This is a genomic window from Pseudomonas sp. Emmai, assembly GCF_055179735.1.
Genome location: NZ_CM143685.1, coordinates 1,775,808 through 1,801,327 on the forward strand (window position 1 = coordinate 1,775,808; position 25,520 = coordinate 1,801,327).

The 25,520-nt window shown below is 61.3% G+C and carries 24 protein-coding genes; 15 read left to right on the forward strand and 9 right to left on the reverse strand.

The window, feature by feature from the left end; translation table 11 throughout:
- Positions 1–33: 33 nt before the first annotated feature.
- A complete protein-coding gene (locus ACY4LX_RS07920) occupies positions 34–399 on the reverse strand; it encodes a YkgJ family cysteine cluster protein (RefSeq protein WP_463259610.1) in 366 nt (121 codons plus the stop codon).
- Between the two features lie 348 nt (positions 400–747).
- On the opposite strand from ACY4LX_RS07920, the gene ACY4LX_RS07925 reads away from it, so the two are divergent.
- Positions 748–2,097: a spinster family MFS transporter gene (locus ACY4LX_RS07925; RefSeq protein ID WP_463259611.1), complete on the forward strand. Its 1,350-nt coding sequence runs from the start codon at positions 748–750 to the stop codon at positions 2,095–2,097.
- 193 nt (positions 2,098–2,290) lie between these two features.
- On the opposite strand, the gene rapA is transcribed toward ACY4LX_RS07925, so the two are convergent.
- Positions 2,291–5,137, reverse strand: a complete 2,847-nt coding sequence (gene rapA, locus ACY4LX_RS07930) for an RNA polymerase-associated protein RapA (protein WP_149657274.1) — start codon at positions 5,135–5,137, stop codon at positions 2,291–2,293.
- 240 nt (positions 5,138–5,377) lie between these two features.
- Here rapA and ACY4LX_RS07935 point away from each other — a divergent pair, with 240 nt between their 5' ends.
- Positions 5,378–5,719 (forward strand): aspartate-semialdehyde dehydrogenase, encoded by a 342-nt coding sequence (locus ACY4LX_RS07935; RefSeq protein WP_149657273.1) that lies wholly within the window; start codon positions 5,378–5,380, stop codon positions 5,717–5,719.
- A gap of 66 nt (positions 5,720–5,785) precedes the next feature.
- Here ACY4LX_RS07935 and ACY4LX_RS07940 read toward each other — a convergent pair whose 3' ends face one another.
- The 3 genes from ACY4LX_RS07940 to ACY4LX_RS07950 all read right to left on the reverse strand — a co-directional run bounded on the left by ACY4LX_RS07940 (position 5,786) and on the right by ACY4LX_RS07950 (position 8,404).
- Entirely contained in the window at positions 5,786–6,976 is a 1,191-nt protein-coding gene (locus tag ACY4LX_RS07940; protein WP_463259612.1) for an aminotransferase class V-fold PLP-dependent enzyme, read from the reverse strand.
- Positions 6,973–7,443 carry a RidA family protein gene (locus ACY4LX_RS07945; RefSeq protein WP_149657271.1) on the reverse strand — a complete coding sequence of 157 codons (471 nt, stop codon included), beginning with the start codon at positions 7,441–7,443 and terminating at the stop codon, positions 6,973–6,975. The genes ACY4LX_RS07940 and ACY4LX_RS07945 overlap by 4 nt, the downstream gene beginning before the upstream one ends.
- Positions 7,444–7,531: 88 nt before the next feature.
- Entirely contained in the window at positions 7,532–8,404 is an 873-nt protein-coding gene (locus tag ACY4LX_RS07950) for a LysR substrate-binding domain-containing protein (protein WP_149657270.1), read from the reverse strand.
- Between the two features lie 171 nt (positions 8,405–8,575).
- On the opposite strand from ACY4LX_RS07950, the gene ACY4LX_RS07955 reads away from it, so the two are divergent.
- Both ACY4LX_RS07955 and ccoM read left to right on the forward strand, forming a co-directional pair.
- Positions 8,576–8,737 (forward strand): hypothetical protein, encoded by a 162-nt coding sequence (locus ACY4LX_RS07955; protein ID WP_008016476.1) that lies wholly within the window; start codon positions 8,576–8,578, stop codon positions 8,735–8,737.
- A gap of 144 nt (positions 8,738–8,881) precedes the next feature.
- Complete coding sequence (gene ccoM, locus ACY4LX_RS07960; protein WP_054046898.1) at positions 8,882–8,995, forward strand: cytochrome c oxidase subunit CcoM; 114 nt, start codon at positions 8,882–8,884, stop codon at positions 8,993–8,995.
- 270 nt (positions 8,996–9,265) lie between these two features.
- On the opposite strand, the gene ACY4LX_RS07965 is transcribed toward ccoM, so the two are convergent.
- The gene (locus ACY4LX_RS07965) at positions 9,266–10,741 is read right to left on the reverse strand and encodes an inorganic phosphate transporter (RefSeq protein ID WP_133837357.1); all 1,476 of its coding nucleotides are present in this window, start codon (positions 10,739–10,741) and stop codon (positions 9,266–9,268) included.
- 376 nt (positions 10,742–11,117) lie between these two features.
- Positions 11,118–11,318 (reverse strand): hypothetical protein, encoded by a 201-nt coding sequence (locus ACY4LX_RS07970; protein ID WP_133837358.1) that lies wholly within the window; start codon positions 11,316–11,318, stop codon positions 11,118–11,120.
- A gap of 675 nt (positions 11,319–11,993) precedes the next feature.
- Here ACY4LX_RS07970 and pcaR point away from each other — a divergent pair.
- The 11 genes from pcaR to pcaC all read left to right on the forward strand — a co-directional run bounded on the left by pcaR (position 11,994) and on the right by pcaC (position 22,941).
- Entirely contained in the window at positions 11,994–12,836 is an 843-nt protein-coding gene (gene pcaR, locus ACY4LX_RS07975; RefSeq protein ID WP_149657268.1) for a pca regulon transcriptional regulator PcaR, read from the forward strand.
- Positions 12,837–13,003: 167 nt separating this feature from the next.
- A complete protein-coding gene (gene pcaK, locus ACY4LX_RS07980) occupies positions 13,004–14,350 on the forward strand; it encodes a 4-hydroxybenzoate transporter PcaK (protein ID WP_149657267.1) in 1,347 nt (448 codons plus the stop codon).
- A 285-nt stretch (positions 14,351–14,635) separates the two neighbouring features.
- On the forward strand, positions 14,636–15,493 hold the full coding sequence (locus tag ACY4LX_RS07985) for a CoA transferase subunit A (protein ID WP_054046891.1): 858 nt from the start codon (positions 14,636–14,638) through the stop codon (positions 15,491–15,493).
- Positions 15,493–16,272: a CoA-transferase subunit beta gene (locus ACY4LX_RS07990; protein ID WP_149657265.1), complete on the forward strand. Its 780-nt coding sequence runs from the start codon at positions 15,493–15,495 to the stop codon at positions 16,270–16,272. The genes ACY4LX_RS07985 and ACY4LX_RS07990 overlap by 1 nt, the downstream gene beginning before the upstream one ends.
- Positions 16,269–17,474 carry a 3-oxoadipyl-CoA thiolase gene (gene pcaF, locus ACY4LX_RS07995; protein WP_463260573.1) on the forward strand — a complete coding sequence of 402 codons (1,206 nt, stop codon included), beginning with the start codon at positions 16,269–16,271 and terminating at the stop codon, positions 17,472–17,474. The genes ACY4LX_RS07990 and pcaF overlap by 4 nt, the downstream gene beginning before the upstream one ends.
- 35 nt (positions 17,475–17,509) lie before the next feature.
- Complete coding sequence (gene pcaH, locus ACY4LX_RS08000) at positions 17,510–18,214, forward strand: protocatechuate 3,4-dioxygenase subunit beta (protein ID WP_463259613.1); 705 nt, start codon at positions 17,510–17,512, stop codon at positions 18,212–18,214.
- A 1-nt stretch (position 18,215) separates the two neighbouring features.
- The gene (gene pcaG / locus ACY4LX_RS08005) at positions 18,216–18,782 is read left to right on the forward strand and encodes a protocatechuate 3,4-dioxygenase subunit alpha (protein WP_463259614.1); all 567 of its coding nucleotides are present in this window, start codon (positions 18,216–18,218) and stop codon (positions 18,780–18,782) included.
- A 238-nt stretch (positions 18,783–19,020) separates the two neighbouring features.
- Complete coding sequence (locus tag ACY4LX_RS08010) at positions 19,021–20,325, forward strand: MFS family transporter (RefSeq protein WP_463259615.1); 1,305 nt, start codon at positions 19,021–19,023, stop codon at positions 20,323–20,325.
- 45 nt (positions 20,326–20,370) lie between these two features.
- Entirely contained in the window at positions 20,371–21,735 is a 1,365-nt protein-coding gene (locus ACY4LX_RS08015) for a 3-carboxy-cis,cis-muconate cycloisomerase (protein WP_463259616.1), read from the forward strand.
- Between the two features lie 11 nt (positions 21,736–21,746).
- On the forward strand, positions 21,747–22,538 hold the full coding sequence (pcaD, locus tag ACY4LX_RS08020) for a 3-oxoadipate enol-lactonase (protein ID WP_463259617.1): 792 nt from the start codon (positions 21,747–21,749) through the stop codon (positions 22,536–22,538).
- A gap of 10 nt (positions 22,539–22,548) precedes the next feature.
- The gene (gene pcaC, locus ACY4LX_RS08025; RefSeq protein WP_149657258.1) at positions 22,549–22,941 is read left to right on the forward strand and encodes a 4-carboxymuconolactone decarboxylase; all 393 of its coding nucleotides are present in this window, start codon (positions 22,549–22,551) and stop codon (positions 22,939–22,941) included.
- A gap of 83 nt (positions 22,942–23,024) precedes the next feature.
- On the opposite strand, the gene ACY4LX_RS08030 is transcribed toward pcaC, so the two are convergent.
- The gene (locus ACY4LX_RS08030) at positions 23,025–23,834 is read right to left on the reverse strand and encodes a methyltransferase domain-containing protein (protein WP_463259618.1); all 810 of its coding nucleotides are present in this window, start codon (positions 23,832–23,834) and stop codon (positions 23,025–23,027) included.
- A 263-nt stretch (positions 23,835–24,097) separates the two neighbouring features.
- Positions 24,098–25,357 carry an OprD family porin gene (locus tag ACY4LX_RS08035; RefSeq protein ID WP_149657256.1) on the reverse strand — a complete coding sequence of 420 codons (1,260 nt, stop codon included), beginning with the start codon at positions 25,355–25,357 and terminating at the stop codon, positions 24,098–24,100.
- Positions 25,358–25,520: the final 163 nt, after the last annotated feature.

A 25,520-nucleotide genomic window follows, 5' to 3' on the forward strand; every position in this document is an offset into this window, starting at 1 on the left:
TGGTATTGGCGTTATAACGATTGGCGCTAGGTTTCAGGCGCTCTGCTCATAAGGTATTTCAACGTCGGGATGCAGGGCCGGCAGGCCGAATGCCGCCCGCGCCGCATCGCAATCCACGTTGGCTTCGCCATTGGCCCAGGAGGCGTCGAACTCCCGGCACGTGCTGGAACGCTGATCGTAAATCGAGCACTGCACGGTGCTGCCCACCTCGCCGACCAGGGCGGTGCAGCGGGTGGGTTTGCAGTCTGTCCCGAGCATCGCGACTCGACTGGGGCTGATCGGCGCGACCAGTTCGTCGGGCACCGTCCCACCGGCCGAGGTGCATTCACCCCAGAAAAAAGACACGCGAAAATGAGAACAGCAGGCACCGCAATTCAGACACGGACTGGCTTCGGACATGGGCGATAGTCAAAGAGGGATGGGGGCAACGGTGGGGGAGAACAGGTCGCTATTCTAGGCTTCGGCCCGGACTTGGGAAGGGGGGTGTGCAGGTATATTTTTCAGCCGATTGGCTTGAAATTCCCCGGCACCTGTAGGAGCGAAGCTTGCTCGCGAAAGCGACTGTCTGCCAACGAACATGTTGACTGAACGACCGCTTTCGCGAGCAAGCTTCGCTCCTACAGGGGGCGTGTGTGGCATTGGCTGATATCAGGCTGGCGAATGATCACAGACAGGCCGCGCGCGCCTGACTAGATTGCAGTTTCCGGGGGCAGCGACGCCTTCATAACAATAAAAGAGACGGACCCCATGCAGAACTCGACCCAAGCGGCGAATGCCTGGCGCATTCTGTTCCTGCTGTTCCTGGCCAACCTGTTCAACTTCTTCGACCGCACCATCCCCGCCATCATCATCGAGCCCATTCGCATGGAATGGCACCTGAGCGACTTTCAACTGGGGATCATCGGCACGGCCTTCACCATCGTTTACGCCATTGCCGGCCTGCCGCTGGGGCGGATGGCCGATACCGGTTCCCGGGCCAAATTGATGGGCTGGGGGCTGGCGGTATGGAGCGGGCTGACCGCCGTCAACGGGTTGGTGGGCAATTTCTGGACGTTCCTGCTGGTGCGCATGGGCATCGGCATCGGCGAAGCCAGTTACGCACCGGCCGCCAATTCGCTGATTGGTGACCTGTTCCCGGCGCACCGACGCGCGCGGGCCATGGGGATTTTCATGCTCGGGCTGCCGCTGGGCTTGCTGCTGGCGTTCTTCACCATCGGCTGGATGGTCAAAACCTTCGACAGTTGGCGCGCCCCGTTCTTTATCGCGGCGGTGCCGGGGCTGGTCCTGGCGATCTTCATGTTCTTCATCAAGGAGCCGAAACGCGGCGCGGCGGAAAGCGTGCAAGTGTCCCAGGAGCGCGTGGACCGGCCGATCCGCCGCGTGCTGGCGGTGCCGACGTTCCTGTGGCTGGTGCTGGCCGGGCTGTGTTTCAACTTTGCGACCTATGCCTGCAACTCGTTCCTGGTGCCGATGTTGCAGCGCTATTTCCTGATGCCCTTGCATGAAGCGGCGGTGGCCACCGGGGTCATCGTCGGCGTGACCGGATTGTTCGGCCTGACGTTGGGCGGCTTGATTGCCGACAAGATCCACCAACGCGTCGCCAACGGTCGACTATTGTTTGCCGCGTTCAGTTTGATCGTCTCCACGGTATGCACCGCTTGGGCGCTGCATGCCGGGCGCATCGAAATTGGCGTGTTTGTCGCGGTGTTCAGCCTGGGTTGGCTGTTCGCCTACAACTTCTACACCTGCGTTTATACGGCGATCCAGGACGTGGTCGAACCGCGTCTGCGGGCCACGGCGATGGCGTTGTTCTTTGCCGGGCTGTATTTGCTGGGCGGTGGTTTGGGGCCGGTGGTGGTCGGTGGTTTGTCCGATCACTTCGCCAACACGACGATGCTGGCGGCAGGCGCCGTGGAGATGACCGAGGCGTTCAAAGCGGTCGGGCTGCACGACGCGATGTACCTGATCCCGGTAGCGCTGTTTCTCACCATGGTGTTTCTGTTTATGGCATCGCGGTGTTTTGTGCGCGATGCGAAGCGGATGAAGGAGGGGTTGGTGGCGGTGGTCGAGCCGCAAATCCCTGCCGTCACCGCGTAACCGGAGCGAACACAACACCTGTGGCGAGGGAGCTTGCTCCCGCTAGGGCGCGAAGCGGCCCTGAAATCTCACAGCGACGACTGCTTCGCAGCCGAGCGGGAGCAAGCTCCCTCGCCACAATGGTGTGTGCTGACGCACAAAAAAGGCCCGCATCACGGCGGGCCTTTTTTGTTTCAGCGGTGGAGCAGGGGACTTAACCCGCTACCAACACCCGAATCGCTTCCAGTCGCAACGCAGCCTTGTCGAGCATGGCCAAACCTTGCTCGCGCTGTTTGCGCAGGGCCACCAGTTCGCTGTCGCGCACGGTCGGGTTGACCGCTTGCAACGCGGTCAGGCGCGCCAGTTCTTCGTCGGTGTCGGCGGCCAGGCGACGCTGCGCCTCAGCCACACGCTCGGCGTGACGCGGGGTGATTTTTTCTTCGCCGGCGTTGATCCGTGGCGTCAACTGATCGCGCTGGGCCTGGATGAACTTGTTGGCGCTGGCGCGGGGCACGCTTTCCAGTTGGTCGTTCAGGGTTTCGAACGACACGCGACCGGACAGGTCGTTGCCATTGGCATCCAGCAGGCAGCGCAGGGCGGCCGGCGGCAGATAACGACCCAGTTGCAGCGAGCGCGGGGCAACCACTTCGCTGACGTAGAGCAGTTCCAGTAACACGGTGCCGGGTTTCAGCGCCTTGTTCTTGATCAGCGCCACGGCGGTGTTCCCCATCGAGCCGGACAACACCAGGTCCATGCCGCCCTGCACCATCGGGTGCTCCCAGGTGATGAACTGCATGTCTTCGCGAGACAGCGCCTGGTTGCGGTCGTAAGTGATGGTCACGCCTTCGTCGTCGCCCAGCGGGAAGCTGGCGTCGAGCATTTTTTCGCTCGGTTTGAGGATCAGCGCGTTTTCCGAATGGTCTTCGCTGTCGATACCGAAGGCATCGAACAGGGTTTCCATGTAGATCGGCAGGGCGAACTGATCGTCTTGCTCAAGAATGTCCTCAACCAACTGATCGCCTTCACCCGAACCGCCGGAGTTGAGTTCCAGCAAGCGGTCGCGACCAGTGTGCAGTTCGGCTTCCAGACGCTCACGCTCGCCGCGAGCCTCGTCGATCAGCGCTTGCCATTCGCCGTCGTCGGCGTTTTCCAGCAGCGGCAGCAGGCGCGAACCGAACTGATGCTGCAAGGCGTTGCCGGTCGGGCAGGTGTTGAGGAAGGCGTTCAGCGCTTCGTGATACCACTGGAACAGGCGCTCTTGGGGGCTGGTTTCCAGGTACGGCACGTGCAGCTCGATGATGTGCTTCTGGCCGATCCGGTCCAGACGACCGATCCGCTGCTCCAGCAGGTCCGGGTGCGACGGCAGATCGAACAGCACCAGGTGGTGCGAGAACTGGAAGTTGCGACCTTCACTGCCGATTTCCGAACAGATCAGCACTTGCGCGCCAAATTCTTCGTCGGCGAAGTAGGCGGCGGCGCGGTCACGTTCGAGAATGTTCATGCCCTCGTGGAACACCGTGGCCGGGATGCCGGAACGCACGCGCAGGGCGTCTTCCAGGTCCATGGCGGTTTCGGCGTGGGCGCAGATCACCAGCACTTTGGTGCGCTTGAGCATCTTCAGGGTGTCGATCAGCCACTCGACGCGGGGGTCGAATTTCCACCAGCGTTCTTCTTCGTTGGCGTCCGGCTGGGCCTGGAAGCTGACTTCCGGGTACAGCTCGGCGTGATCGCCCAACGGCAGTTCGAGGTACTCGTCCGGGCACGGCAACGGGTACGGATGCAGTTTGCGCTCCGGGAACCCTTGCACGGCGGCGCGGGTGTTGCGGAACAGCACGCGGCCGGTGCCGTGGCGGTCGAGCAGCTCGCGCACCAGGCGGGCGCTGGCTTCGACGTCGCCATCGTTGACGGCGGTGAGCAAGGCTTCGCCTTCGTTGCCGAGGAAACCGTGGATGGTCTTGTGCGCTTCAGGCGACAGGCGCCCTTTATCCAGCAACTCCTGAACGGCTTCGGCCACCGGGCGATAGTTTTCGCTCTCGGCGCGGAAGGCGTGCAGGTCATGGAAACGGTTCGGATCGAGCAGGCGCAGACGTGCGAAGTGGCTGTCCTGGCCCAGTTGTTCCGGGGTCGCGGTGAGCAGCAACACGCCGGGAATGACTTCGGCCAGTTGCTCGACCAGCGAGTATTCCGCGCTGGCCTTTTCTTCGTGCCACACCAGGTGGTGAGCTTCGTCGACCACCATCAAGTCCCAACCGGCGGCGAACAGCGCGTCCTGGGCCTTCTCGTCGTCCACCAGCCACTCCAGCGCCACGAGGGCGAGCTGGGTGTCTTCGAACGGGTTGGCGGCATCGCTTTCGATGAAGCGTTCTTCGTCGAACAGCGCGACTTGCAGGTTGAAGCGGCGGCGCATTTCTACCAGCCACTGGTGTTGCAGGTTTTCCGGCACCAGGATCAGCACGCGGTTGGCGCGACCCGACAGCAGTTGGCGATGGATCACCAGACCGGCTTCGATGGTCTTGCCCAGGCCCACTTCGTCCGCCAGCAGGACGCGCGGGGCGATCCGGTCGGCGACTTCACGGGCGATGTGCAACTGGTGCGCGATCGGCTGCGCACGCACGCCGCCCAGGCCCCAAAGGGACGACTGCAACTGACGGCTGGTGTGTTCCAGGGTGTGGTAACGCAGGGAGAACCAGGCCAGCGGGTCGATCTGCCCGGCGAACAGACGGTCGCTGGCCAGACGGAACTGAATGAAGTTCGACAGTTGGGTTTCCGGCAGGGTCACCACTTCGTTCTGCGCGTTGAGGCCGTGGTAGACCAGCAGGCCATCGACATCGTCGACTTCCTGTACGGTCAGTTTCCAGCCTTCGAAGTGAGTGATCGAGTCACCCGGGGAAAACCGCACACGTGTGAGGGGCGCATTCCGTAGCGCGTACTGACGAGTGTCGCCAGTGGCCGGATAGAGCACGGTCAACAAGCGGCCGTCCTGTGCCAGAACGGTGCCCAAACCCAGCTCGGCTTCGCTGTCACTAATCCAGCGTTGCCCCGGTTGATACTGCTGCGCCATGCTGCCTGACTCCCACCTTGAAAAAGCGGGCTATCTTAACGGAATGAGCCTTCAGGGCCAAAGGATAACTCGCGTCGGCGCCGGTGAAGGCCCTGAATTTTCGATGTTCGGGAACACCTGGGTTCTGTGTGGTCGGATAAAACATCATTGCGTGTGCGTGCGCTGGTTCACAACTTTGCGACCGATGGCTCAAGTCGCCCCCCGCGCAGCCGACAGCCTGAAGACAGGAGACTAATAATTATGCTGCAACCGATGCTGCCCTTGAGTGCCGTGCCGATCACCTCACAGCACGATCCGATCCGCCAGCGCCCGGACATTGCGCCGGTCGTGCCCGTGCAGGAAAGCTCCAGCGAAACCACGATCGACCTGAAAAGACGCGACCCGGAAGAGGCCGCCCTGCAACTGCGCGAAGAACAGCGCCGTCGGCAGGAGCAGGATCGCCGTCGCCAGGAAGCTGACTCAGATCCCGAAGTGCACCTGGCGATCCCCGGCGACGAGCTCAACGCCGACAACACCGTGCCGGTCGCACCGCTGATCGAAGACGAGCCGCGCCAGGGCCTGTGGGTTGATATCCAGATCTAGCCTGGCGCAACGCGCCTGCTAAAAACTCGCAATCCCCCAAGGCGCTGCCGAAGGCTGCGATCTTTTTCAGCCGTCGCGTTCTTCGGCCAATTCCCGCAAACACCCCTGCAACCGTTCAATCTCCTCCTCGGTGTTCAAGTAACTCACGGCAATCCGCGCAATGCTCTCCAGGCCTCGGGCCTGCATGTCCAGCGGCGTATAAGCCACGCCATTGGCGCCTATGTTGATCCCGTGCCGTGCCAGCCTTAGCTTCAATTCGACACTGTCCCAACCTTCCAGCGTAAACGCGATCAGCCCGGATTGATGGTCGGTGGGGCCGAGGTTGTGCAGTGTCAGGCCGGGGATCGTTGTGAGGTTTTTGCGCAAACCCCGGCTGAGCGAATCGATCCGCCGACGAATGTTTGCCGGGCCCAGGCCATTGCATTCCTCCAGCGCATTGGCCAGCCCGGCCAGCAACGCCACCGACACTTCGCTGGTTTCGAAGCGCCGGGCGTCGTTGCGCAGCGTAAAGCCCTGGCCATCCCACGGCGCCGACAGCACATCCAGTTGCGTGGGTTTGAGCCGTTCCATGAATCCCGGCCGGATATACAGCAGCGCTGTACCGCGCGGCCCGCGCAAGAATTTGCGCCCGGCGCCCTTGAGCACATCGCAATTCAACGCCTGTACATCGCAGGGCAGTTGCCCCAGCGCCTGGCCGGCGTCGATGAAATAGGGGATGCCATGTTGGCGCGCCACCGCGCCGATCGCCTCGGCGGGGTTGATCAGGCCACTGTTGGCGGGCAACCAGGTCAGGGCGATCAGCTTCACCTTGTGGTCGATCATTTGCTCAAGGGCGGTCACGCAGACCGCACCGGTCTTGTCACAAGGGATCACCTCTAATCGCGCCCCGGCTTTTACGGCCTGGGCGATGCAGGCCAGATTGCCGCCCCATTCGTGACGACCGACCAGAATCCGTTCGCCGGGTTGCCACGGCCCCAGCGCATTGAACGCCATGCCCCAGGCCGCCGAGCCGCTGCTGGCGAAGGCGATGGCTTCGGGCACGCTGTTGAGCAGGGTGGCCGCCGCTGCCCGGGCGCGAGCCTGAATGCCTTGATCGGCGGCCTCCATTGGACCGCCGAGGGCTTCGCGTTGCAGTTGCCCGAGGATGGCGTCGAGGGTGGCCTGGGTCGGCAGCGAAGCGCCGCCGTGGTTGAAGTGAATCACGCTGGCGCAACCGGGTGTGGCCGCCCGCAAACGCGCCACTTCAGCAGGTGTCATGGCTTAAGCTCGAAAATCGCGTCGATTTCCACCGCCACGCCACCGGGCAGGCTGGAAACGCCGACCGCCGTGCGCACGTGTCTGCCTTTCTCGCCGAGGGCGTTGACCAGCAGGTTGGAGGCGCCGTTGGCCACCAAGCCCTGGCTCTTGAAATCACCGGCGCTGGCGATGAATACGCCGAGGCGGATGAGGCGCACCAGTTTATTCAAGTCATCACCAAGCGCATTGCTCAGTTGGGCAAGCAAGCCCAGTGCGGCCAGTTCGGCGGCGTTAGCGCCTTCTTCCTCGGAGATCGCCTCCCCCAGTCGACCGATAAAGGTTGGTTTGCCATCGAGCAATGGAATCTGCCCGGAAATGAACAGCTGATTCTGGCTGACCACGTGATTGACGTAGTTGGCGATTGGTTGGCTCGGGGTCGGCAACGTCAAGCCGAGTTGCTGGACCCGTTGGGCGAGTGAATCAGTCATGGTGAATCCTCCTGAATGAAGGGTTCAGCATGTTGGCCTCGCGCGGGCGCGACAAACGGATAGATTTAATCCGACGTATTCAAATAACTCATGTGTCTGAAGTTTCATCCAGCCATTGTGCAAAGCATTCGGCGGCAGGGCTGGGCGGGCGCTCGGGGGTGACCAGCCAATAGCCGATCTCGTTGGTGAACGGCGGGGTATCAAAGGCTTCGACCAGCACGCCTTCCTTCAGCCGACGTTCGATCAAGTGCCGGCGGCCCATGGCGATGCCCTGGCCGGCCACGGCGGCTTCAACGACGATGTTGTAATCGTGGAGCATCACGCTGGGGTAGTGGGTGATGTCGATGCCGTTGTGGGCGCTCCAGTCGATCCACTCGAATGGCTGGTAGGACTTGGCCATCAGCAGCGGGCCTTGGCCGACGCCCTGGGCCTTGAATGCCGGGCTGCACACCGGGGTGATCGTTTCCCCCATGAAACGTCGGGCTTGAACCTTGGGCCAGCCACCCTTGCCGTAACGGATCGCCAGGTCCACTTCGCCGCCATTGACGTCGGCCAGTTGCACCGACGGCAGCAGTTCCACATGAATGTGCGGGTAACGCGTATTGAAACTGGCCAGGCGCGGTGCCAGCCACAGGGTGGCGAACGAAGCGAGCAGGCCGATGCGCAGGGTGGTTTCCTGTTGTTCGTCACCGCGCAGTTCGCGGGTGGCCGAGGCAATGGATTCCAGGGCAGGCTGAATCTGGCGGTAATAGGTTTCGCCGGCTGGCGTCAGATCAATCGCACGGGTGCGTCGGATAAACAGCCGCTGGTTGAGGAACTGCTCAAGTTTCTGCACCTGATGGCTGATCGCACTTTGGGTCACCGACAGCTCATCGGCCGCCTTGTTAAAACTCAAATGCCGCGCCACGGCCTCGAAGGCGCGCAGAGCCATCAAGGGCGGCAGATCCTGGTGCAATTCCACGGTAGGGTCCTTTGGGTTCATCGCAACGGGCCGATTGTGCGGTGAAAATCCGCGCGAGCACATATTTTGTTAAGGCCATGTTCAGCGGGGTGACTGGTCAGCGCGGGCGACACACCGCATTATTGACGCAATCCCGACTGAACGTCCTTTTCCAGCGATGCACTGAACGCCATGAGCCAAGACGACAAACTGATCGACCTTAATGCCGAACGCGCCAAGCGGGTTCATGACCTCAACGACAAGCGCCTGAACGAAGTGCGCCAGGCTTTCGAGCAGGCCATGCCGTTGGGTAAAGCGAAGAAAAAGCCGAAAAACAAACCGAAAAAGCGTTGATACCCCCTGCATCGATTGATGCAGGTCAGTTATTTCCCCTCCTTTACGCCCCGTCGCGGGCGACATTGATCCCGGTCAATTTTCTCTCCTGCCCGATTGGTTAACTTAGCTCCATCGCAACAGGGCAAGTGCAGGAGGCCAGTCATGTTTTTCGACAACGTGGTGATCGCCGGAGTGCTGACAGTCGGCCTCATGGTTCTGTTTTTTGCAGGGTTTGGATATTTCATCTGGAAGGATTCGCATAAGCGCAAACCGTAGTTCTTTCCAGAGCAATGAGCACGCAAGGCATTTTGGGCAACTTCGGTTGCCCTTTTTTTCGTCCACGAAAATCTATCGGTACATGATCGTTCCCACGCTCTGCGCGGGAATGAATCCCGTGACGCTCCGCGTCACAGGTGGACGCGGAGCGTCCATGGCGGCATTCCCACGCAGAGCGTGGGAACGATCATTGGGGTGTTTGGGAGAAATCAGCAGGCATGAAAAAGGCGCGAACCTTACGGAACGCGCCTTTTTCGTTGCAGCGATGTATCAGCTACCCAGTGCCTTCGACGCCAGCCAGAACAGGCCGGCCGACAGGGCCACGGTGGCGGGCAGGGTCAGGACCCAGGCCAGCAGGATGGTCTTGACGGTACCACCTTGCAGGCCGCTTTTGTTGGCGACCATGGTGCCGGCCACGCCCGAAGACAGGACGTGGGTGGTGGACACCGGCAGGCTGAAGATGTTGGCCAGGCCGATCATGCAGGCGGTGGTGATCTGAGCCGACATGCCCTGAGCGTAGGTCATGCCTTGCTTGCCGATCTTCTCGCCGATGGTCAGCACCACGCGCTTCCAGCCAACCATGGTGCCCAGGCCCAGGGCCAGTGCAACCGCCAGAATCACCCAGAACGGCGCGTATTCGGTGGTGGTGGTCAGGTCTTTGCGCAGTTTGTCCAGGTCAGCTTTTTCACGGGCTTGCAGGCCTGGCAGCTTGGCAACCTTGCGTGCCGTGTCATCCAGGCAGAGCAGGTAGCGACGCACTTCGATGCGGCTTTCCGACGTCAGCGAGTGGTAATCGGCTACACCCTTGAGGGTGTCGAGCAGCGCGCTGATGGTCGGTTCGGTCTGTTGCGGGTTGCAACGGAATTTCTCCGGCAGATCACCTTCCACGCTTTTGCCCAGCGCCAGGAATTCACCCAGGGTGTCGGCATTGCGCTTGTAGAACTGGCTCAAGTGCAGGGTCGCATCGCGAGTCCGTTCGATCTGGTAAGTGGTGCTGCTCAGATCGAGAACGAACTGCGCCGGCACGATACCGATCAACACCAGCATGATCAGGCCGATGCCTTTCTGGCCATCGTTGGAACCGTGGACGAAGCTCACGGCCATGGCCGATATCACCAGGACCAGGCGGTTCCAGAACGGCGGGTGCTTCTTGTCGTCGAGCTTGCGGCGCTGGTCCGGGGTCTTGTGCATCTTCGACAACGGGCGCCACCATTTAAGGCCGATCAACACCAGCGCGGCGACAATAAAGCCGGCCATTGGCGAGAACACCAGGGAAGCGCCGATATCGATCGCCTTCTGCCAGTTCACGCCATCGGCCAACGGAATGTCGTTGATCAGGGCGTTGGCCAGGCCGACACCGAGGATCGAACCGATCAGCGTGTGGGAGCTGGAGGCCGGGATACCGAAGTACCAGGTGCCCAGGTTCCAGGTGATGGCGGCGGCGAGCAACGAGAACACCATGGCCAGTCCGTGTCCGGTGTTCACATTGATCAGCAGCTCTACCGGCAGCAGATGGACGATGGCATACGCCACGCCAACACCGCCCAGCAAAACGCCGAGAAAGTTGAACACACCGGAAAAGAACACCGCCAGATGAGGCGGCATGGCTTTGGTGTAGATAACAGTGGCCACCGCGTTTGCAGTGTCATGAAAGCCGTTGATGAACTCGAAGGCGAGGACAAAGGCCAGGGCGAGCAAGAGGCTCACAAGCACCCAAGCATCCAGTCCGCTGAATAAATCGATCATGAAGGTTTTCTGACCCGGTCGTAAGGGGGCGCGATTATGCCAGAAAAGACTAGGAATCGATGCACTAGCTGCTCATCGGTAACATTCTTCAACGAATTAGTTTGTCGCAAAGCCCTAAGCCCGAGGTTTTTACCGGGTTTTGCAACTCATTGATTTTCTTTGAAAAGCCAACAAGCACGCGGGTTTTTCTCGTCGGTGCGAGAGGCGCAGAAGGTTGTATGAAATTTCTGAGAAGAGGGTCGGACATGCGCCATTTGCCTCATCCAGAGGGTGAGGTGGCCGCTGCCCGCTGGTAGCGGGCGCGAAAGGCAACGTCGAAACACCGCGCTTTTAGCGGATGCAAACGCAGGCCCTTGAAGGATTCAGGCCGAGGCGGTCAAGGCTCTTCGGCTTTGAGTTCCTTTTCCATCTTCTGCAGTTCCTGGGTGAATGCCTGATCTTGAACGGTGGCGCGTTTACGCCAGGGCTTGCGTTCCGGTTCGGGCTGGGCGGCGTAGGTGGTGACTTCCCCGCCGTAAACATCCTTGTAACGTTGTTCCTGGCGCTCAAGTTCCGCGCGCAGTTCGTCTTTCGTCACAGTGCTACCTGATTGAGTTGAGATAAATTCTGGTGAAACGCGCTGCTTCAAGTTTATTGACCACGTTCGTCGAAAGGACAATACCTGACGGGGTATCGGCTTTTTAACGACCTAATGATCAACACTTCCATGTTGCAGGCGGCCACGGCACCAGATAAATACAGCTGACGTAGCTTCAGTATCCTGTTTCAGCCAGCGCGTTGGCGGTGCATATCAAATGAGCGTCAGGCGCTTGCTGCGGGCGGCGGCGATGGGACATCGCGCTCCGGGTGGCGTAATCGGCAAGTAAGAAACCGGCGGGCCACTGAGGTGCATTATAGCCGTCGATTCGAAGAACACTATCACCAGGGAGTTAAAAGTGCTTCCTGGCATGTGATGATTTTGTTACTCGTAACTTTATGAGTATTTAGAGTATGCAGGATGCGACTTTTCAGTGACCTGTTTCTGGCGCCAACAAGTCGGACAAGTTCGCTTCATTACTTTGCCCTTTAACAGTCGGCAACCGTTCAATAGTGACAACATCTAACATTGCCGCCCGCGCTTGACGGTAAGGGTGTGTCGATTGCGATTATCGGTCGATGGTTCGATAATCGCCCAATCTTGTCGCTCGTGGCTTGTGTACGGGGCTTGAGCCGCTTGTAATAGCCACTGAGCCGTGTAGGAAAAGGACCTGATATGAACGATCAAATGCGCAATTCCTTCGCGTCAGTGGCGCCGCCGATCGTCGCCTCGCCAGCCAAGCGAATCCAGGCCCTGACTGGCGACCCGGACTTCATGACGTCCCTGGCCCGTGGCCTGGCGGTGGTGCAGGCGTTCCAGGAGCGCAAGCGCCACCTGACCATCGCCCAGATCAGCCACCGCACGGAAATTCCCCGCGCCGCCGTCCGACGTTGCCTGCACACCCTGATCAAACTCGGCTACGCCACCACGGACGGTCGGACCTATTCGCTGCTGCCCAAAGTCCTGACACTCGGCCATGCCTATTTATCCTCGACGCCGCTCGCAGTTTCCGCCCAGCCGTACCTCGACCGCATGAGCGAGCAACTCCATGAGGCCTGCAATATGGCGACCCTGGAAGGTGATGACATTCTGTACATCGCCCGTTCGGCCACCACTCAGCGCCTGATTTCCGTGGACTTGTCGGTGGGCGGGCGGTTGCCGGCTTATTGCACGTCCATGGGCCGGATCCTGTTGGCCGCGCTGGATGACACGAGCCTGGGCGAATACCTCGATCACGCGGAGTTTCAAGCCAAGACCAGCCGCACCCTGCACACCCCCGAAGCGTTGCTCGAATGCCTGCAAGAAGTTCGGCAGCAAGGCTGGTGCATCGTCGATCAGGAACTGGAACAGGGCCTGCGCTCAATTGCGGTGCCGGTGTATGACGCGTCCGGCCAGGTAGTGGCGGCACTCAACGTCAGCACCCACGCCGGACGCGTCAGCCGCAATGAGCTGGAACAACGCTTCCTCCCCGGTTTGTTGAGTGCCAGCCGCGATCTCAGCGCGCAGCTGTTTGCCTAAGCTGTTCGATAAACGCACAGAGTTGCGTTTATCGAATTGACGCTCTTTCCCTCGGATCATTAATGTCGCGGCAGCGTCATCCGGCGCGGTCGACCCTCGGTCACGCCGGACGATGACCCCCATAATAATGAGAAGAGGCCACGCGTCCCTGGCGTGGAATAAAAACAATGAATCAGCCTCAGTCTGCTGTAGGAAACTGCCTCGACGTGCAGTCCTTCATCAATGCCCAACCCATCTCGCGCTACCAGTGGCGAGTGGTGATCCTGTGTTTCCTGATTGTTTTCCTCGATGGCCTCGACACCGCGGCCATGGGCTTCATTGCGCCAGCCCTGTCCCAGGACTGGGGCATCGACCGCGCCAGCCTCGGCCCGGTGATGAGTGCCGCGCTGATCGGCATGGTCTTCGGCGCACTCGGTTCCGGCCCATTGGCTGACCGCTTCGGGCGAAAAATCGTACTGGTCGGCGCGGTATTTCTGTTCGGCATCTTCAGCCTGGCCTCGGCCTACAGCAGCAACGTCGATCAATTGCTGGTGCTGCGTTTCCTCACCGGCCTGGGCCTGGGCGCCGGCATGCCGAACGCCACCACGCTGCTGTCGGAATACACCCCGGAGCGCAAGAAATCCCTGCTGGTGACCAGCATGTTCTGCGGCTTCAACCTCGGCATGGCCGGCGGCGGGTTTATCTCGGCCAAATTGATCCCGGCGTTCGGCTGGCACAGCCTGCTGTTGATCGGTGGGATTTTGCCGCTGATCCTGGCGGTAGTTTTGCTGTTCTGGCTGCCGGAATCGGCGCGTTACCTTGTCGTCCGTAACCGCGGCACCGACAAAGTGCGCAAAACCCTGGCCCCGATCGACCCGGTGGCGGTGGCCCAGGCCTCAAGCTTCAGCGTGCCGGAACAGAAAACCGTGAAGGCGCGCAATGTGTTCGCGGTGATTTTCTCCGGCACCTACAGCACCGGCACCTTGCTGCTGTGGCTGACCTACTTCATGGGGCTGGTGATCGTTTACTTACTGACCAGCTGGTTGCCGACGCTGATGCGTGACAGCGGCGCGAGCATGGAGCAGGCGGCGTTTATCGGCGCGCTGTTCCAGTTCGGCGGGGTGCTGAGCGCCGTCGGTGTGGGCTGGGCGATGGACCGGTTCAATCCCCACAAGGTCATCGGCACTTTCTACCTGCTGGCCGGGGTGTTTGCCTACGCCGTCGGGCAGAGCCTGGGGCATATCACGGTGTTGGCGACCTTGGTGTTGGTGGCCGGAATGTGTGTCAACGGCGCGCAATCGGCGATGCCTTCCCTGGCGGCGCGGTTTTACCCGACCCAAGGCCGGGCGACCGGCGTGTCGTGGATGCTCGGGATTGGCCGTTTCGGCGCGATCCTCGGGGCGTGGATGGGCGCGACATTGTTGGGCCTGGGCTGGAATTTCGAACAGGTGCTGACGGCGCTGGTGATTCCGGCGGCATTGGCGACCACGGCGGTGGTGATCAAGGGCATGGTCAGTCATGCGGATGCGACCTGAGGACAGGCTCAGGAATCTCTATTGGCTTTGAGGGCCTCTTCGCGGGCAAGCCTCGCTCCTACAGGTTTAGGTGTGCGTACGACATGCGCCAATTCTGCAGGAGCGGGCTTGCCCGCGAAGCTTTTAAGGATCGATAGCCAAACAACAATCTGTTCGATAAACGAACACTCAGTCGATTATCGGATTGTTTGACGATTTTCTCAGGCTTACTCTTCAGTGACTCCGGCGCTGAACCTCGCGCCCTTTTCTTCCACTGTCGGTTCACACAAAACGGGAGCCTGCCCCATGGCTGAAATCCTTTCGCTGCACGACGCGGTGAAGCAATTCGTCAACGACGGCGACACCGTCGCGCTCGAAGGCTTCACTCACCTGATTCCGACGGCGGCGGGTCATGAAATCATTCGCCAGGGCAAGAAAGATCTGACGCTGGTGCGGATGACGCCTGACCTGATCTACGACCAGTTGATCGGTGCCGGTTGTGCTCGCAAGCTGATTTTCTCCTGGGGCGGCAACCCCGGCGTGGGTTCGCTGCACCGACTGCGTGACGCCGTCGAGAAGCAGTGGCCGCACCCACTGGAAATCGAAGAACACAGCCACGCCGACCTGGCTAATGCCTACGTCGCTGGCGCTTCCGGCCTACCGTTCGCAGTGTTGCGGGCCTACGCCGGTTCCGACCTGCCGAAGGTCAACCCGCTGATCAAGACCGTGACCTGCCCATTTACCGGCGAAGTGCTGGCCGCCGTGCCTTCGGTGCGCCCGGACATCACCGTGATTCACGCGCAGAAAGCCGACCGCAAAGGCAACGTGCTGCTGTGGGGCATTCTCGGCGTACAGAAAGAAGCCGCGCTGGCGGCCAAGCGCTGCATCGTCACCGTTGAAGAAATCGTCGACGATCTCAATGCACCGATGAACTCGTGTGTGCTGCCAACCTGGGCCCTGAGCGCGGTTTGCCACGTCCCTGGTGGTGCGCATCCGTCCTACGCCCACGGTTACAACGAGCGTGACAACCGCTTCTATCAGGCCTGGGACCCGATTGCCCGGGACCGCGACACCTTCACCGCGTGGATCAACGAGTACATCCACGGCTGCGCTGACTTCAGTGAGTTCCAGGCCAAGCTGGCCGCTGCTTCGGAGGCCAAGTAATGACCTACACCACCAATGAAATGATGACCGTCGCCGCCGCCCGCCGTTTGAAGAACGGTTCGGTGTGCTTCGTCGGCATCGGCCTGCCGTCGAAAGCGGCCAACCTGGCGCGGCTGACGTCTTCGCCGGATGTCGTCCTGATCTACGAATCGGGGCCGATCGGTGCCAAGCCAAGCGTACTGCCGCTGTCGATCGGTGACGGTGAGCTGGCGGAAACCGCCGACACCGTCGTGCCGACCGGTGAGATTTTTCGCTATTGGTTGCAGGGCGGGCGCATCGACGTCGGTTTTCTCGGCGCGGCGCAGGTTGATCGCTTCGGCAATATCAACACCACGGTCGTGGGCGATTATCACCAGCCGAAAGTCCGCCTGCCGGGTGCCGGTGGCGCGCCGGAAATTGCCGGCTCGGCCAAGAGCGTGTTGATCATCCTTAAACAGTCGGCGCGTTCGTTTGTCGACAAACTGGACTTCATCACCTCGGTCGGCCATGGCGAGGGCGGCGATTCGCGTAAGCGTCTGGGGCTGCCGGGCGCCGGACCGGTCGGCATCATCACCGACCTGTGCATCATGGAGCCCGAGGCGCAAACCCATGAATTCGTGGTCACCGCGCTGCACCCCGGCGTGACCCGCGAGCAAGTCACGGCGGCCACTGGTTGGGCGATTCGTTTTGCCGAGCATGTTGAAAACACTGCTGAGCCGACCGAGATTGAACTCAAAGCCTTAAGGGATCTGGAAGCCCGCACTGCCGCCGCCCACGGCCAAGCCCCCGGAGAAGCCTGATGCGTGACGTTTATATCTGCGACGCGATTCGCACCCCCATTGGCCGTTTCGGTGGTGGCTTGTCGGCGGTGCGCGCCGACGACCTGGCTGCCGTACCGATCAAGGCGCTGATGGAACGCAACCCCTCGGTGGACTGGAGCGCGGTGGACGAGGTGTTCCTCGGCTGTGCCAACCAGGCCGGTGAAGACAACCGTAACGTCGCGCGTATGGCGCTGTTGTTGGCGGGGCTGCCGGAAAGCATTCCCGGCGTCACGCTCAATCGCCTCTGCGCCTCGGGCATGGACGCCATCGGCACCGCGTTCCGCGCCATCGCCAGCGGTGAGATGGAACTGGCGATTGCCGGCGGCGTCGAGTCGATGTCCCGCGCGCCGTTCGTGATGGGCAAGGCCGACGCGGCGTTCTCGCGCAACATGAAGCTCGAAGACACCACCATCGGCTGGCGTTTTATCAACCCGTTGATGAAAGCCCAGTACGGCGTCGATGCGATGCCGCAAACCGCCGACAACGTGGCTGACGACTATGAAGTGTCCCGCGAGGATCAGGACGCTTTCGCCCTGCGCAGTCAGCAGCGGACGGCTGCCGCGCAAGCCGCAGGATTTTTCGCTGAAGAAATCGTTGAAGTGCGGATTGCCCACAAGAAAGGGGAAACCGTCGTCACCCAGGACGAACATCCGCGTGCCGATACCACCCTGGAAACACTGGCCAAACTCAAGCCCGTCAACGAACCGGACAAAACCGTCACCGCCGGCAATGCCTCGGGCGTGAACGACGGCGCTGCGGCGCTGATCCTCGCGTCCGCCGAAGCCGTGAAGAAACACGGCCTGACCGCCCGGGCCAAAGTGCTTGGCATGGCGAGTGCCGGGGTTGCCCCGCGCATCATGGGCATCGGCCCGGTCCCCGCCGTGCGCAAACTCACCGAACGTCTCGGCCTGGCCGTCAGCGATTTCGACGTGATCGAGCTCAACGAAGCCTTCGCCAGCCAGGGTTTGGCGGTGTTGCGGGAACTGGGCATTGCGGACGATGCGACTCAGGTCAATCCAAACGGCGGCGCCATTGCCTTGGGCCATCCATTAGGCATGAGCGGCGCGCGGCTAGTACTGACGGCATTGCATCAACTGGAAAAGACCGGTGGCAAGAAAGGTCTGGCGACCATGTGCGTCGGCGTTGGCCAGGGTCTGGCCCTGGCGATCGAACGCGTCTGACAGCCGCCGACTCATAAGAACAGAGGAAAAGCGAAATGACTGACAAGCCTGGTTACCGTCGTCCGAAGGAAGGCACTCAGCCGCAATACCTGCACCCGACCTATCAATCCACCAACCGTCGCGCCCCGTCCAAGCCGTTGGTGTTTTTGCCCCATTCGCTGTCGGAAATCACCGGTCCGACCATCGGCGCCGAACGCATCAACGAACGCGATAACGACCTGACCGCCCAACACGCCGGCGAGCCCTTGGGCGAGCGCATCATCATCCACGGCCGCGTGCTCGATGAAGACGGCTTGCCGGTACCGGGGATTCTGGTGGAGATCTGGCAGGCCAACGCCGCCGGGCGCTACAACCATGCCCGCGATCTGCACGACGCGCCGCTGGACCCGAACTTCACCGGCACCGGCCGCACCGTGACTGACGCCGATGGCTGGTATCAGTTCCAGACCATCAAGCCCGGCGCTTATCCGTGGGGCAATCACCACAACGCCTGGCGCCCGGCGCACATCCATTTCTCGTTGTTCGGGCCGAGCATCCTCACGCGGCTGGTGACTCAGATGTATTTCCCGGGCGATCCGCTGCTGGCCTACGACCCGATCTACAACTGCGTGCCCGATACCCGCGCCAAAGAGCGCTTGATCGCCAGTTTCGATCTGGAAAAAACCATCCCTTCCTATGCCCTCGGTTATCGCTGGGACATCGTCTTGCGCGGCCGCGATGCCACGCCGATGGAGAAATAAGATGACGCTGAACGCGACCACGTCCCACACCGTCGGGCCGTACTACCACATCGGCCTGACCTGGCTGAACCGCGAAGACCTGACCGTCGAGCAAACCCTGGGCCAGCGCGTGGCGATCACCGGGCAAGTGATCGACGGCAATGGCGATGTGGTGAACGACGCCATGCTGGAAGTCTGGCAAGCCAACGCCGCCGGCAAGTACGACCACCCGGAAGACGATCAGGACAAACCCCTGGACCCGAACTTCGAAGGCTTCGGCCGAGTGCCGGTGGACGGGGAAGGGCGGTTTCGCTTTACCACGATCAAGCCCGGTACGGTGCAAGGCCTCAACGGCACGACCCAGGCGCCGCATCTGGTGGTGCTGGTGTTTGCCCGTGGGTTGGTGAAGCACCTGCTGACGCGGATTTACTTTGATGGCGAGCCGACGAACGTGGCGGATCCGTTGTTGGAGTGCGTGCCGGCCGAGCGTCGTGGCACGTTGCTGGCGAAGGCGGATGCGGCGGGTGTTTATCAGTGGAACGTGATTTTGCAGGGGACCGATGCGGAGACGGTGTTCTTCGACTACTGAGTGATCGTTGCTTTTGTGGCGAGGGAGCTTGCTCCTGCTGGCTTGCGAAGCAAGCCCTGTCCCGGTTGGCGCGGTGTATCAGGCTGACCGCGTTGGCCGTTTTTGCGACTGCTGCGCAGTCGAGCGGGAGCAAGCTCCCTCGCCACAGGGACGGTGTTGCGCTCAAGTAATGCATCTGTGGAACAGGACTGTTGCGAAGTGTGTCTAGACTCTCACTGTCCCCATTGAGTGAAAAACAATGACAACGACTACCGCTGCTACCGAACACTACACCGGGGAAGAGCGCAGCAAGCGCATCTTCGCCATTGTCGGCGCCTCGTCCGGCAACCTGGTCGAGTGGTTCGATTTTTACGTGTATGCCTTCTGCGCCATCTATTTCGCCCCGGCGTTTTTCCCGTCCGACAACCCCACGGTCCAACTGGTCAACACCGCCGGCGTGTTCGCTGCCGGGTTCCTGATGCGGCCCATTGGTGGCTGGATTTTCGGTCGCGTGGCGGACAAGCACGGGCGCAAGAATTCGATGCTGATCTCGATTCTGATGATGTGCTTCGGCTCGCTGCTCATCGCCTGCCTGCCGACCTACAAGGACATCGGCGTCTGGGCACCGATCATGCTGCTGTTCGCGCGCCTGCTCCAGGGCCTGTCGGTGGGTGGCGAGTACGGCACCACCGCGACCTACATGAGCGAAGTGGCGCTCAAGGGCCAGCGCGGTTTCTTCGCCTCGTTCCAGTACGTGACGCTGATTGGCGGGCAATTGCTCGCGGTGTCGCTGGTGGTGATCCTGCAGCAGTTCCTCACCGAAGATGATTTGCGCGCCTACGGCTGGCGGATCCCATTTGTGGTGGGTGCCGTGGCGGCGCTTATCTCGCTGTTCCTGCGTCGTTCGCTCAAAGAAACCACCAACAAGGAAATGCGTGAAAACAAAGACGCCGGCAGCATCATGGCGCTGTTCCGCGACCATAAGGCCGCGTTCATCACCGTGCTTGGCTACACGGCCGGTGGTTCGCTGATTTTCTACACCTTCACCACGTACATGCAGAAATACCTGGTGAACACCGCCGGCATGCACGCCAAGACCGCCAGCTACATCATGACCGGCGCGCTCTTCCTTTATATGTGCATGCAGCCGCTGTTCGGCATGCTCGCGGACAAGATCGGCCGGCGTAACTCGATGCTCTGGTTCGGCGCCCTCGGGACCTTGTTCACCGTGCCGATCCTGCTCAGCCTGAAAAGCGTCAGCAGCCCATTCCTGGCCTTTGTGCTGATCACCGTGGCGCTGGCGATCGTCAGTTTCTACACCTCGATCAGCGGCCTGGTCAAAGCCGAGATGTTCCCGCCGGAAGTGCGCGCATTGGGCGTCGGCCTGGCGTACGCCGTGGCGAATGCGATCTTCGGCGGTTCGGCGGAATACGTAGCCCTGAGCCTGAAAGCCGTGGGCATGGAAAACTCCTTCTACTGGTACGTCACGGTGATGATGGCGGTGGCGTTTCTGTTCAGTCTGCGCTTGCCGAAACAGGCGAAGTATTTGCACCACGACCTTTGATCCCTACGCGTGGGCCCGCTCGGCCCACGCCTCCAAGGACTTTTTATGAACCAGCGACCGAACAATCAATTGTTCGATGCCTATTTCACTGCCCGCGATATGCGTGAAGTGTTCTGCGATCAGGGCCGGGTCCAGGCCATGCTCGATTTCGAAGCGGCGCTGGCACGGGCCGAAGTGCGGGTCGGGCTGATCCCGCACACCGCAGTCGCGGCTATCGAAGCCGCCTGCCAGGCCGGGCATTACGATTTCGCCGCCCTCGGTGAAGCGATAGCCACGGCGGGGAATTCGGCGATTCCGTTGGTCAAGGCCTTGGGTAAACAGATTGCGGCGAACGATGCCGAAGCCGAGCGTTACGTACACTTGGGCGCGACCAGTCAGGACGTGATGGATTCAGGCCTGGTGCTGCAATTGCGCCAGGCCCTGGCGCTGATCGAAAGCGATCTGGCACAGCTCGGGGAAATCCTCGCGACCCAGGCCCGGCGCTACGTTGCCACGCCGTTGGCCGGGCGCACCTGGTTGCAACACGCGACGCCGGTCACGCTCGGCATGAAGATCGCCGGCTGGCTCGGCGCCGTGACCCGCAGCCGCCAGCGCTTGCGCGAACTCAAGCCACGGCTGTTGGTGTTGCAATTCGGTGGTGCCTCCGGGACCCTCGCGGCCCTCGGCGAGCAGGCCATGCCGATTGCCAGCGCCCTGGCCGAAGAGATGCAGTTGAGCTTGCCGGAACAACCTTGGCACACCCAGCGTGATCGCCTGGTGGAGTTCGGTTCTGTGCTCGGTCTGATCGCCGGCAGCCTCGGCAAATTCGGTCGCGACATCAGCCTGTTGATGCAGACCGAAGCCGGCGAAGTGTTCGAACCGGCGGCGCCGGGCAAGGGCGGTTCTTCGACCATGCCGCACAAGCGCAACCCCGTCGGCGCGGCGGTGTTGATCGGCGCGGCGACCCGGGTGCCGGGGTTGCTCTCGACCCTGTTCAGCGCCATGCCGCAAGAGCACGAACGCAGCCTGGGCCTGTGGCATGCCGAGTGGGAAACCCTGCCGGAGATTTGCTGCCTGGTGTCTGGCAGTCTGAAACAGGCGCTACTGGTGGCTGATGGGCTGGAAGTGGATGCTGAGCGCATGGCGCGCAACCTCGACCTGACCCAGGGCCTGGTGCTGGCCGAAGCGGTGAGCATCGTCCTCGCGCAACGGGTCGGTCGCGAGACCGCGCATCATCTGCTGGAACACTGCTGCAAACGCGCGGTGGCCGAGCAACGCCATTTGCGCGCCGTCCTCGGCGATGAACCGCAAGTGACGGCGCAACTGTCGGACGCTGAACTGGACCAACTGCTGGACCCTGCCCAGTACCTCGGCCAGGCCCGTACCTGGGTCGAGCGCGCGGTGGCTGAACATTTTGCGTTGACTGCCTGAAGGAGGCTGCCGTGGCATTCGTACAACTCGCCGAGGGCGAACTGCATTACAAGCTAGATGGCCCGGAAGATGCGCCGGTGCTGGTGTTGTCCAACTCTTTGGGCACCGACCTGCACATGTGGGACTCACAGATTGCGGCGTTCACGGAGCAGTTCCGGGTGCTGCGTTTCGACACCCGTGGCCATGGCCAGTCGCTGGTCACGCCGGGGCCTTACAGCATTGAGCAACTGGGCCACGACGTGTTGGCGCTGCTGGATGCCTTGCACATCGAGCGCGCGCATTTTTGTGGCCTGTCCATGGGCGGCTTGATCGGCCAATGGCTGGGGATCAACGCGGGCGAGCGTCTGAACAAGCTGATCGTGTGCAACACCGCGGCGAAAATCGGCGATCCATCGGTGTGGAACCCACGGATCGAAACCGTGTTGCGTGACGGTTCGGCGGCCATGGTTGCGTTGCGTGATGCCTCGATTGCGCGCTGGTTCACCCCGGATTTTGCCGAAGCCAATCCGGCGGCGGCGAAGAAGATCACAGACATGCTCGCCGCCACGTCACCTGAAGGTTATGCGGCCAATTGCGCCGCCGTGCGCGATGCGGATTTCCGTGATCAGCTGTCGTCGATCAAGGTGCCGCTGCTGGTGATCGCCGGCACCGAAGATGCCGTCACGCCGCCGTCCGGTGGGCACTTTATCCAGGCCCACGTGCCGGGCGCCGAGTACGCCGAGTTCTACGCCGCGCACCTGTCCAACGCTCAGGCCGGCGCCGCGTTCAGCGAGCGGGTGCTGGCGTTTTTGTCGAAGTCTTGAGGGGAAATGTGTGGACGAGAAACAACGTTACGACGAGGGTCTGGCAGTGCGCCGCGCAGTACTGGGCGACGCCCATGTCGACCGCAGCCTGAACGCCCTGACCGAGTTCAACTCGGAGTTCCAGGAAATGATCACCCGCCACGCCTGGGGCGACATCTGGACCCGCCCGGGCCTGGAACGCCACACCCGCAGCCTGATCACCATCGCCATGCTGATCGGCATGAACCGCAACGAAGAACTCAAACTGCACCTGCGCGCCGCCGCCAATAACGGCGTGACCCGTGGCGAGATCAAGGAAGTGATCATGCAGAGCGCAATCTACTGCGGGATCCCGGCGGCGAATGCCACGTTCCATTTGGCGGAATCGGTGTGGGATGAGTTGGGGGTTGAGTCGCGGGGCTAGCGTGAAGGCCGCAAAAAAGATCGCAGCCTTCGGCAGCGCCCACAAACACGTAGGCGCTGCCGAAGGCTGCGATCTTTTGATGTTTACACCGTCGCCACAATGAAAATCCGCTTGAACGGAAACAACGTGCGGCCGTCGTTCTCCGGCGGGTAATGCTTATGCACGCGCATCAGGTAGTGATAGATGAATCGCGCCTGTTCCTCAGCCTTCAATCCCAGCAGCACCGGTCGCAAGGCCGAGACCTTGACCCAGTCGTAGATCGGCGATTTGCCGTCCACCACCTGCAACTGTTCGGTTTCCCAGATATCAAGGGATCGGGTGATCGGTGCGAGCAGGCGGTAATAGCCTTCCAGGGACAATAACGTTCGGTGAGCCATCGTCTGGCGCAACTCCGGCGTTCCCAGCGGCACACCACCAGGCCCCGCATCGTCCAGGGTGTCGAGCATCAGTTGGTACCACAAGGCATCCCGCCAGTCGGGCATGTGCGCGGCGAGGCAGCCTCCGGGGTTGAGTTGTCGCAGCAGGCGCGGCAGCAACTGTTGGTGGTCGTCGATAAAGTGCAGCACGGCGGCAGCGAACAGCAGATCCGCTGGCACCTCTGGTTGCCAGGTCAACAGATCGCAGTGTTTCCACCGGGCTTTGATAGGCAGGGCGCGGGCCTCGGCGAGCATGTGCTCGGAGCTGTCCACACCCATTAATCGGGCCCGGGGCCAGCGCTTGGCCAGCAGTTGCGTGGCAATGCCGGTGCCGCAGCCCAAGTCATAGATGTGTGTGGGGTGTTCGAGGTCGATGCGGTCGAGCAATTCGTTGACTGGTCGTTGCCTGAGGCGGGAAAACTGCTGGTAGGCCTTGGCGTTCCAAGTGGTGTCGCCGGGTGGTAGTCGGGTGATCATGAGGTGGTCCTCCGTTGATCAGCGGTGTCTTCCGATGACAGCCTGGCTCAAGTCCTGGGGACCAACATCAACAGATAACGGAAGTAGGGTGTATGGAAAATGCCTGAGTCCTGTCAGGTTTTTTCACTGTAATAGAAGGGCCGCGAAGTGCCACCTGGGCTGACGGGTGGCAAGGGGACCGCGTTATCGTTCTTCGCGGGCAAGCCTCGCTCCTACAGGGACGGTGTAGGAGCGAGGCTTGCCCGCGAAGGCGTCATCGAGCCTTACAACAGACTGATCGGATAGCTCACGATCAAGCGGTTCTCATCAAACTCGTTGTTGCTGAAATCCCGGCGCATGGTCGAGTTGCGCCATTTGAAGTTCAGGTCCTTGAGCGTGCCGCTTTGCACGGTGTAGCCCAGTTCGCTCTCGCGGCCCCATTCCTTGCCGTTGGTGATGGTGCCGGTGTGCACGTTGTCGCCGCTGATGTAACGGTTCATCAGGGTCAGGCCGGGGATGCCGAGGGCGACGAAGTTGTAGTCATGGCGCAACTGCCAGGAGCGTTCCTGGGCATTGTCGTAGCTGTTGTTGTAACTGTCGTTGGCCAACGTGCCGCCGCTGGTGCCGTTGACGCGCATCCAGGCGCTGTCGCCGGTGAGCTTTTGCAGGCCGACGTAGAAGGTGTTGCCGCCGTATTTGGCCGAGAACATGCCCGACCAGGTTTTGTTGTCCAGTTCCCCGGCCCGGGCGCTGCCGTCGTCCTTGCCATAGAAGTAGCCGATATTGGCGCCGAGGGTCCAGTCACCGAGGGGCTGGGTGTGGATCAGGTTGATGAACTGCTGGCTGTAGATGTCCTTGAGTTCGGCGTTCCACAGGCCGATCTGGGTGTGTTTGTCGTTGAACACATATTCGCCGCCCTGAAAGTTGAAGCGGTCGGAGGTGAATGCCGCTTTGCCGACCATCGACATGTCGCTCATGCTGCTGTCGTCCCGTGGGCTGTTGGCGCGGAACTGGCCGCCGTAGAGCGTCAGGCCATCGATTTCCTTCGAGGTGATCTGCCCGCCACGGAAGGTTTGCGGCAGGGAGCGGCCGTCGTCCGAGCGCAGGATCGGCAGCACCGGCATCCATTCGCCGACCTTCACTTCGGTCTGGGACAGCTTGGCCTTGAACGCGACGTTGGTGCGGCCAAAGTTGTCCGCCGGGCGCCCGTCATGGTCCAGCGGCAGCAACTGTGTACCGCCCGTGCCTTTACCGCCGTCGAGTTTCACCGAGTACAACCCCAGCACATCCATGCCGAAACCGACCGTGCCCTGGGTGAAGCCGGACTTGGCGTCAAGGATGAAGCTTTGCGTCCATTCCTCTGCCTTGCCTTGGGCCTTGGTCGGGTTGGTGAAGTTGCGGTTGATGTAGAAATTGCGCAGGTTCAGGTTGACCTTGGCTCCTTCGACAAAACCCGATTCTTCGGCGGCGGCTGGCAGGGCGTTGCCGGCCAGCGCGGCGGCGATGAGGCTGGGAAACAGGTACTGCGCGGTGGAAGGCTTCATGTGCACGGGGCTCTCTAATTGTTAGGGGTGAAACGGGGCGCTGCCGCAACCTGGGGGTGCAGACACAAGATTCGAAATCGGGGGATGAATCGGGAGCGATCAGCCGGACAGGGCAGGGCGTGGGGGCATGGTGGTGAACCTGTTGTTATTGGTTTTGTGGAGC

What these genes read in the sequence shown, in the direction of transcription:
- ACY4LX_RS07920 (WP_463259610.1), bottom strand. Translation starts at nt 399, where the DNA reads ATGTCCGAAGCCAGTCCGTGTCTGAATTGCGGTGCCTGCTGTTCTCAT.
- ACY4LX_RS07925 (WP_463259611.1), top strand. Translation starts at nt 748, where the DNA reads ATGCAGAACTCGACCCAAGCGGCGAATGCCTGGCGCATTCTGTTCCTG.
- rapA (WP_149657274.1), bottom strand. Translation starts at nt 5,137, where the DNA reads ATGGCGCAGCAGTATCAACCGGGGCAACGCTGGATTAGTGACAGCGAA.
- ACY4LX_RS07935 (WP_149657273.1), top strand. Translation starts at nt 5,378, where the DNA reads ATGCTGCAACCGATGCTGCCCTTGAGTGCCGTGCCGATCACCTCACAG.
- ACY4LX_RS07940 (WP_463259612.1), bottom strand. Translation starts at nt 6,976, where the DNA reads ATGACACCTGCTGAAGTGGCGCGTTTGCGGGCGGCCACACCCGGTTGC.
- ACY4LX_RS07945 (WP_149657271.1), bottom strand. Translation starts at nt 7,443, where the DNA reads ATGACTGATTCACTCGCCCAACGGGTCCAGCAACTCGGCTTGACGTTG.
- ACY4LX_RS07955 (WP_008016476.1), top strand. Translation starts at nt 8,576, where the DNA reads ATGAGCCAAGACGACAAACTGATCGACCTTAATGCCGAACGCGCCAAG.
- ccoM (WP_054046898.1), top strand. Translation starts at nt 8,882, where the DNA reads ATGTTTTTCGACAACGTGGTGATCGCCGGAGTGCTGACAGTCGGCCTC.
- ACY4LX_RS07965 (WP_133837357.1), bottom strand. Translation starts at nt 10,741, where the DNA reads ATGATCGATTTATTCAGCGGACTGGATGCTTGGGTGCTTGTGAGCCTC.
- pcaR (WP_149657268.1), top strand. Translation starts at nt 11,994, where the DNA reads ATGAACGATCAAATGCGCAATTCCTTCGCGTCAGTGGCGCCGCCGATC.
- pcaK (WP_149657267.1), top strand. Translation starts at nt 13,004, where the DNA reads ATGAATCAGCCTCAGTCTGCTGTAGGAAACTGCCTCGACGTGCAGTCC.
- ACY4LX_RS07985 (WP_054046891.1), top strand. Translation starts at nt 14,636, where the DNA reads ATGGCTGAAATCCTTTCGCTGCACGACGCGGTGAAGCAATTCGTCAAC.
- ACY4LX_RS07990 (WP_149657265.1), top strand. Translation starts at nt 15,493, where the DNA reads ATGACCTACACCACCAATGAAATGATGACCGTCGCCGCCGCCCGCCGT.
- pcaH (WP_463259613.1), top strand. Translation starts at nt 17,510, where the DNA reads ATGACTGACAAGCCTGGTTACCGTCGTCCGAAGGAAGGCACTCAGCCG.
- pcaG (WP_463259614.1), top strand. Translation starts at nt 18,216, where the DNA reads ATGACGCTGAACGCGACCACGTCCCACACCGTCGGGCCGTACTACCAC.
- ACY4LX_RS08010 (WP_463259615.1), top strand. Translation starts at nt 19,021, where the DNA reads ATGACAACGACTACCGCTGCTACCGAACACTACACCGGGGAAGAGCGC.
- ACY4LX_RS08015 (WP_463259616.1), top strand. Translation starts at nt 20,371, where the DNA reads ATGAACCAGCGACCGAACAATCAATTGTTCGATGCCTATTTCACTGCC.
- ACY4LX_RS08030 (WP_463259618.1), bottom strand. Translation starts at nt 23,834, where the DNA reads ATGATCACCCGACTACCACCCGGCGACACCACTTGGAACGCCAAGGCC.
- ACY4LX_RS08035 (WP_149657256.1), bottom strand. Translation starts at nt 25,357, where the DNA reads ATGAAGCCTTCCACCGCGCAGTACCTGTTTCCCAGCCTCATCGCCGCC.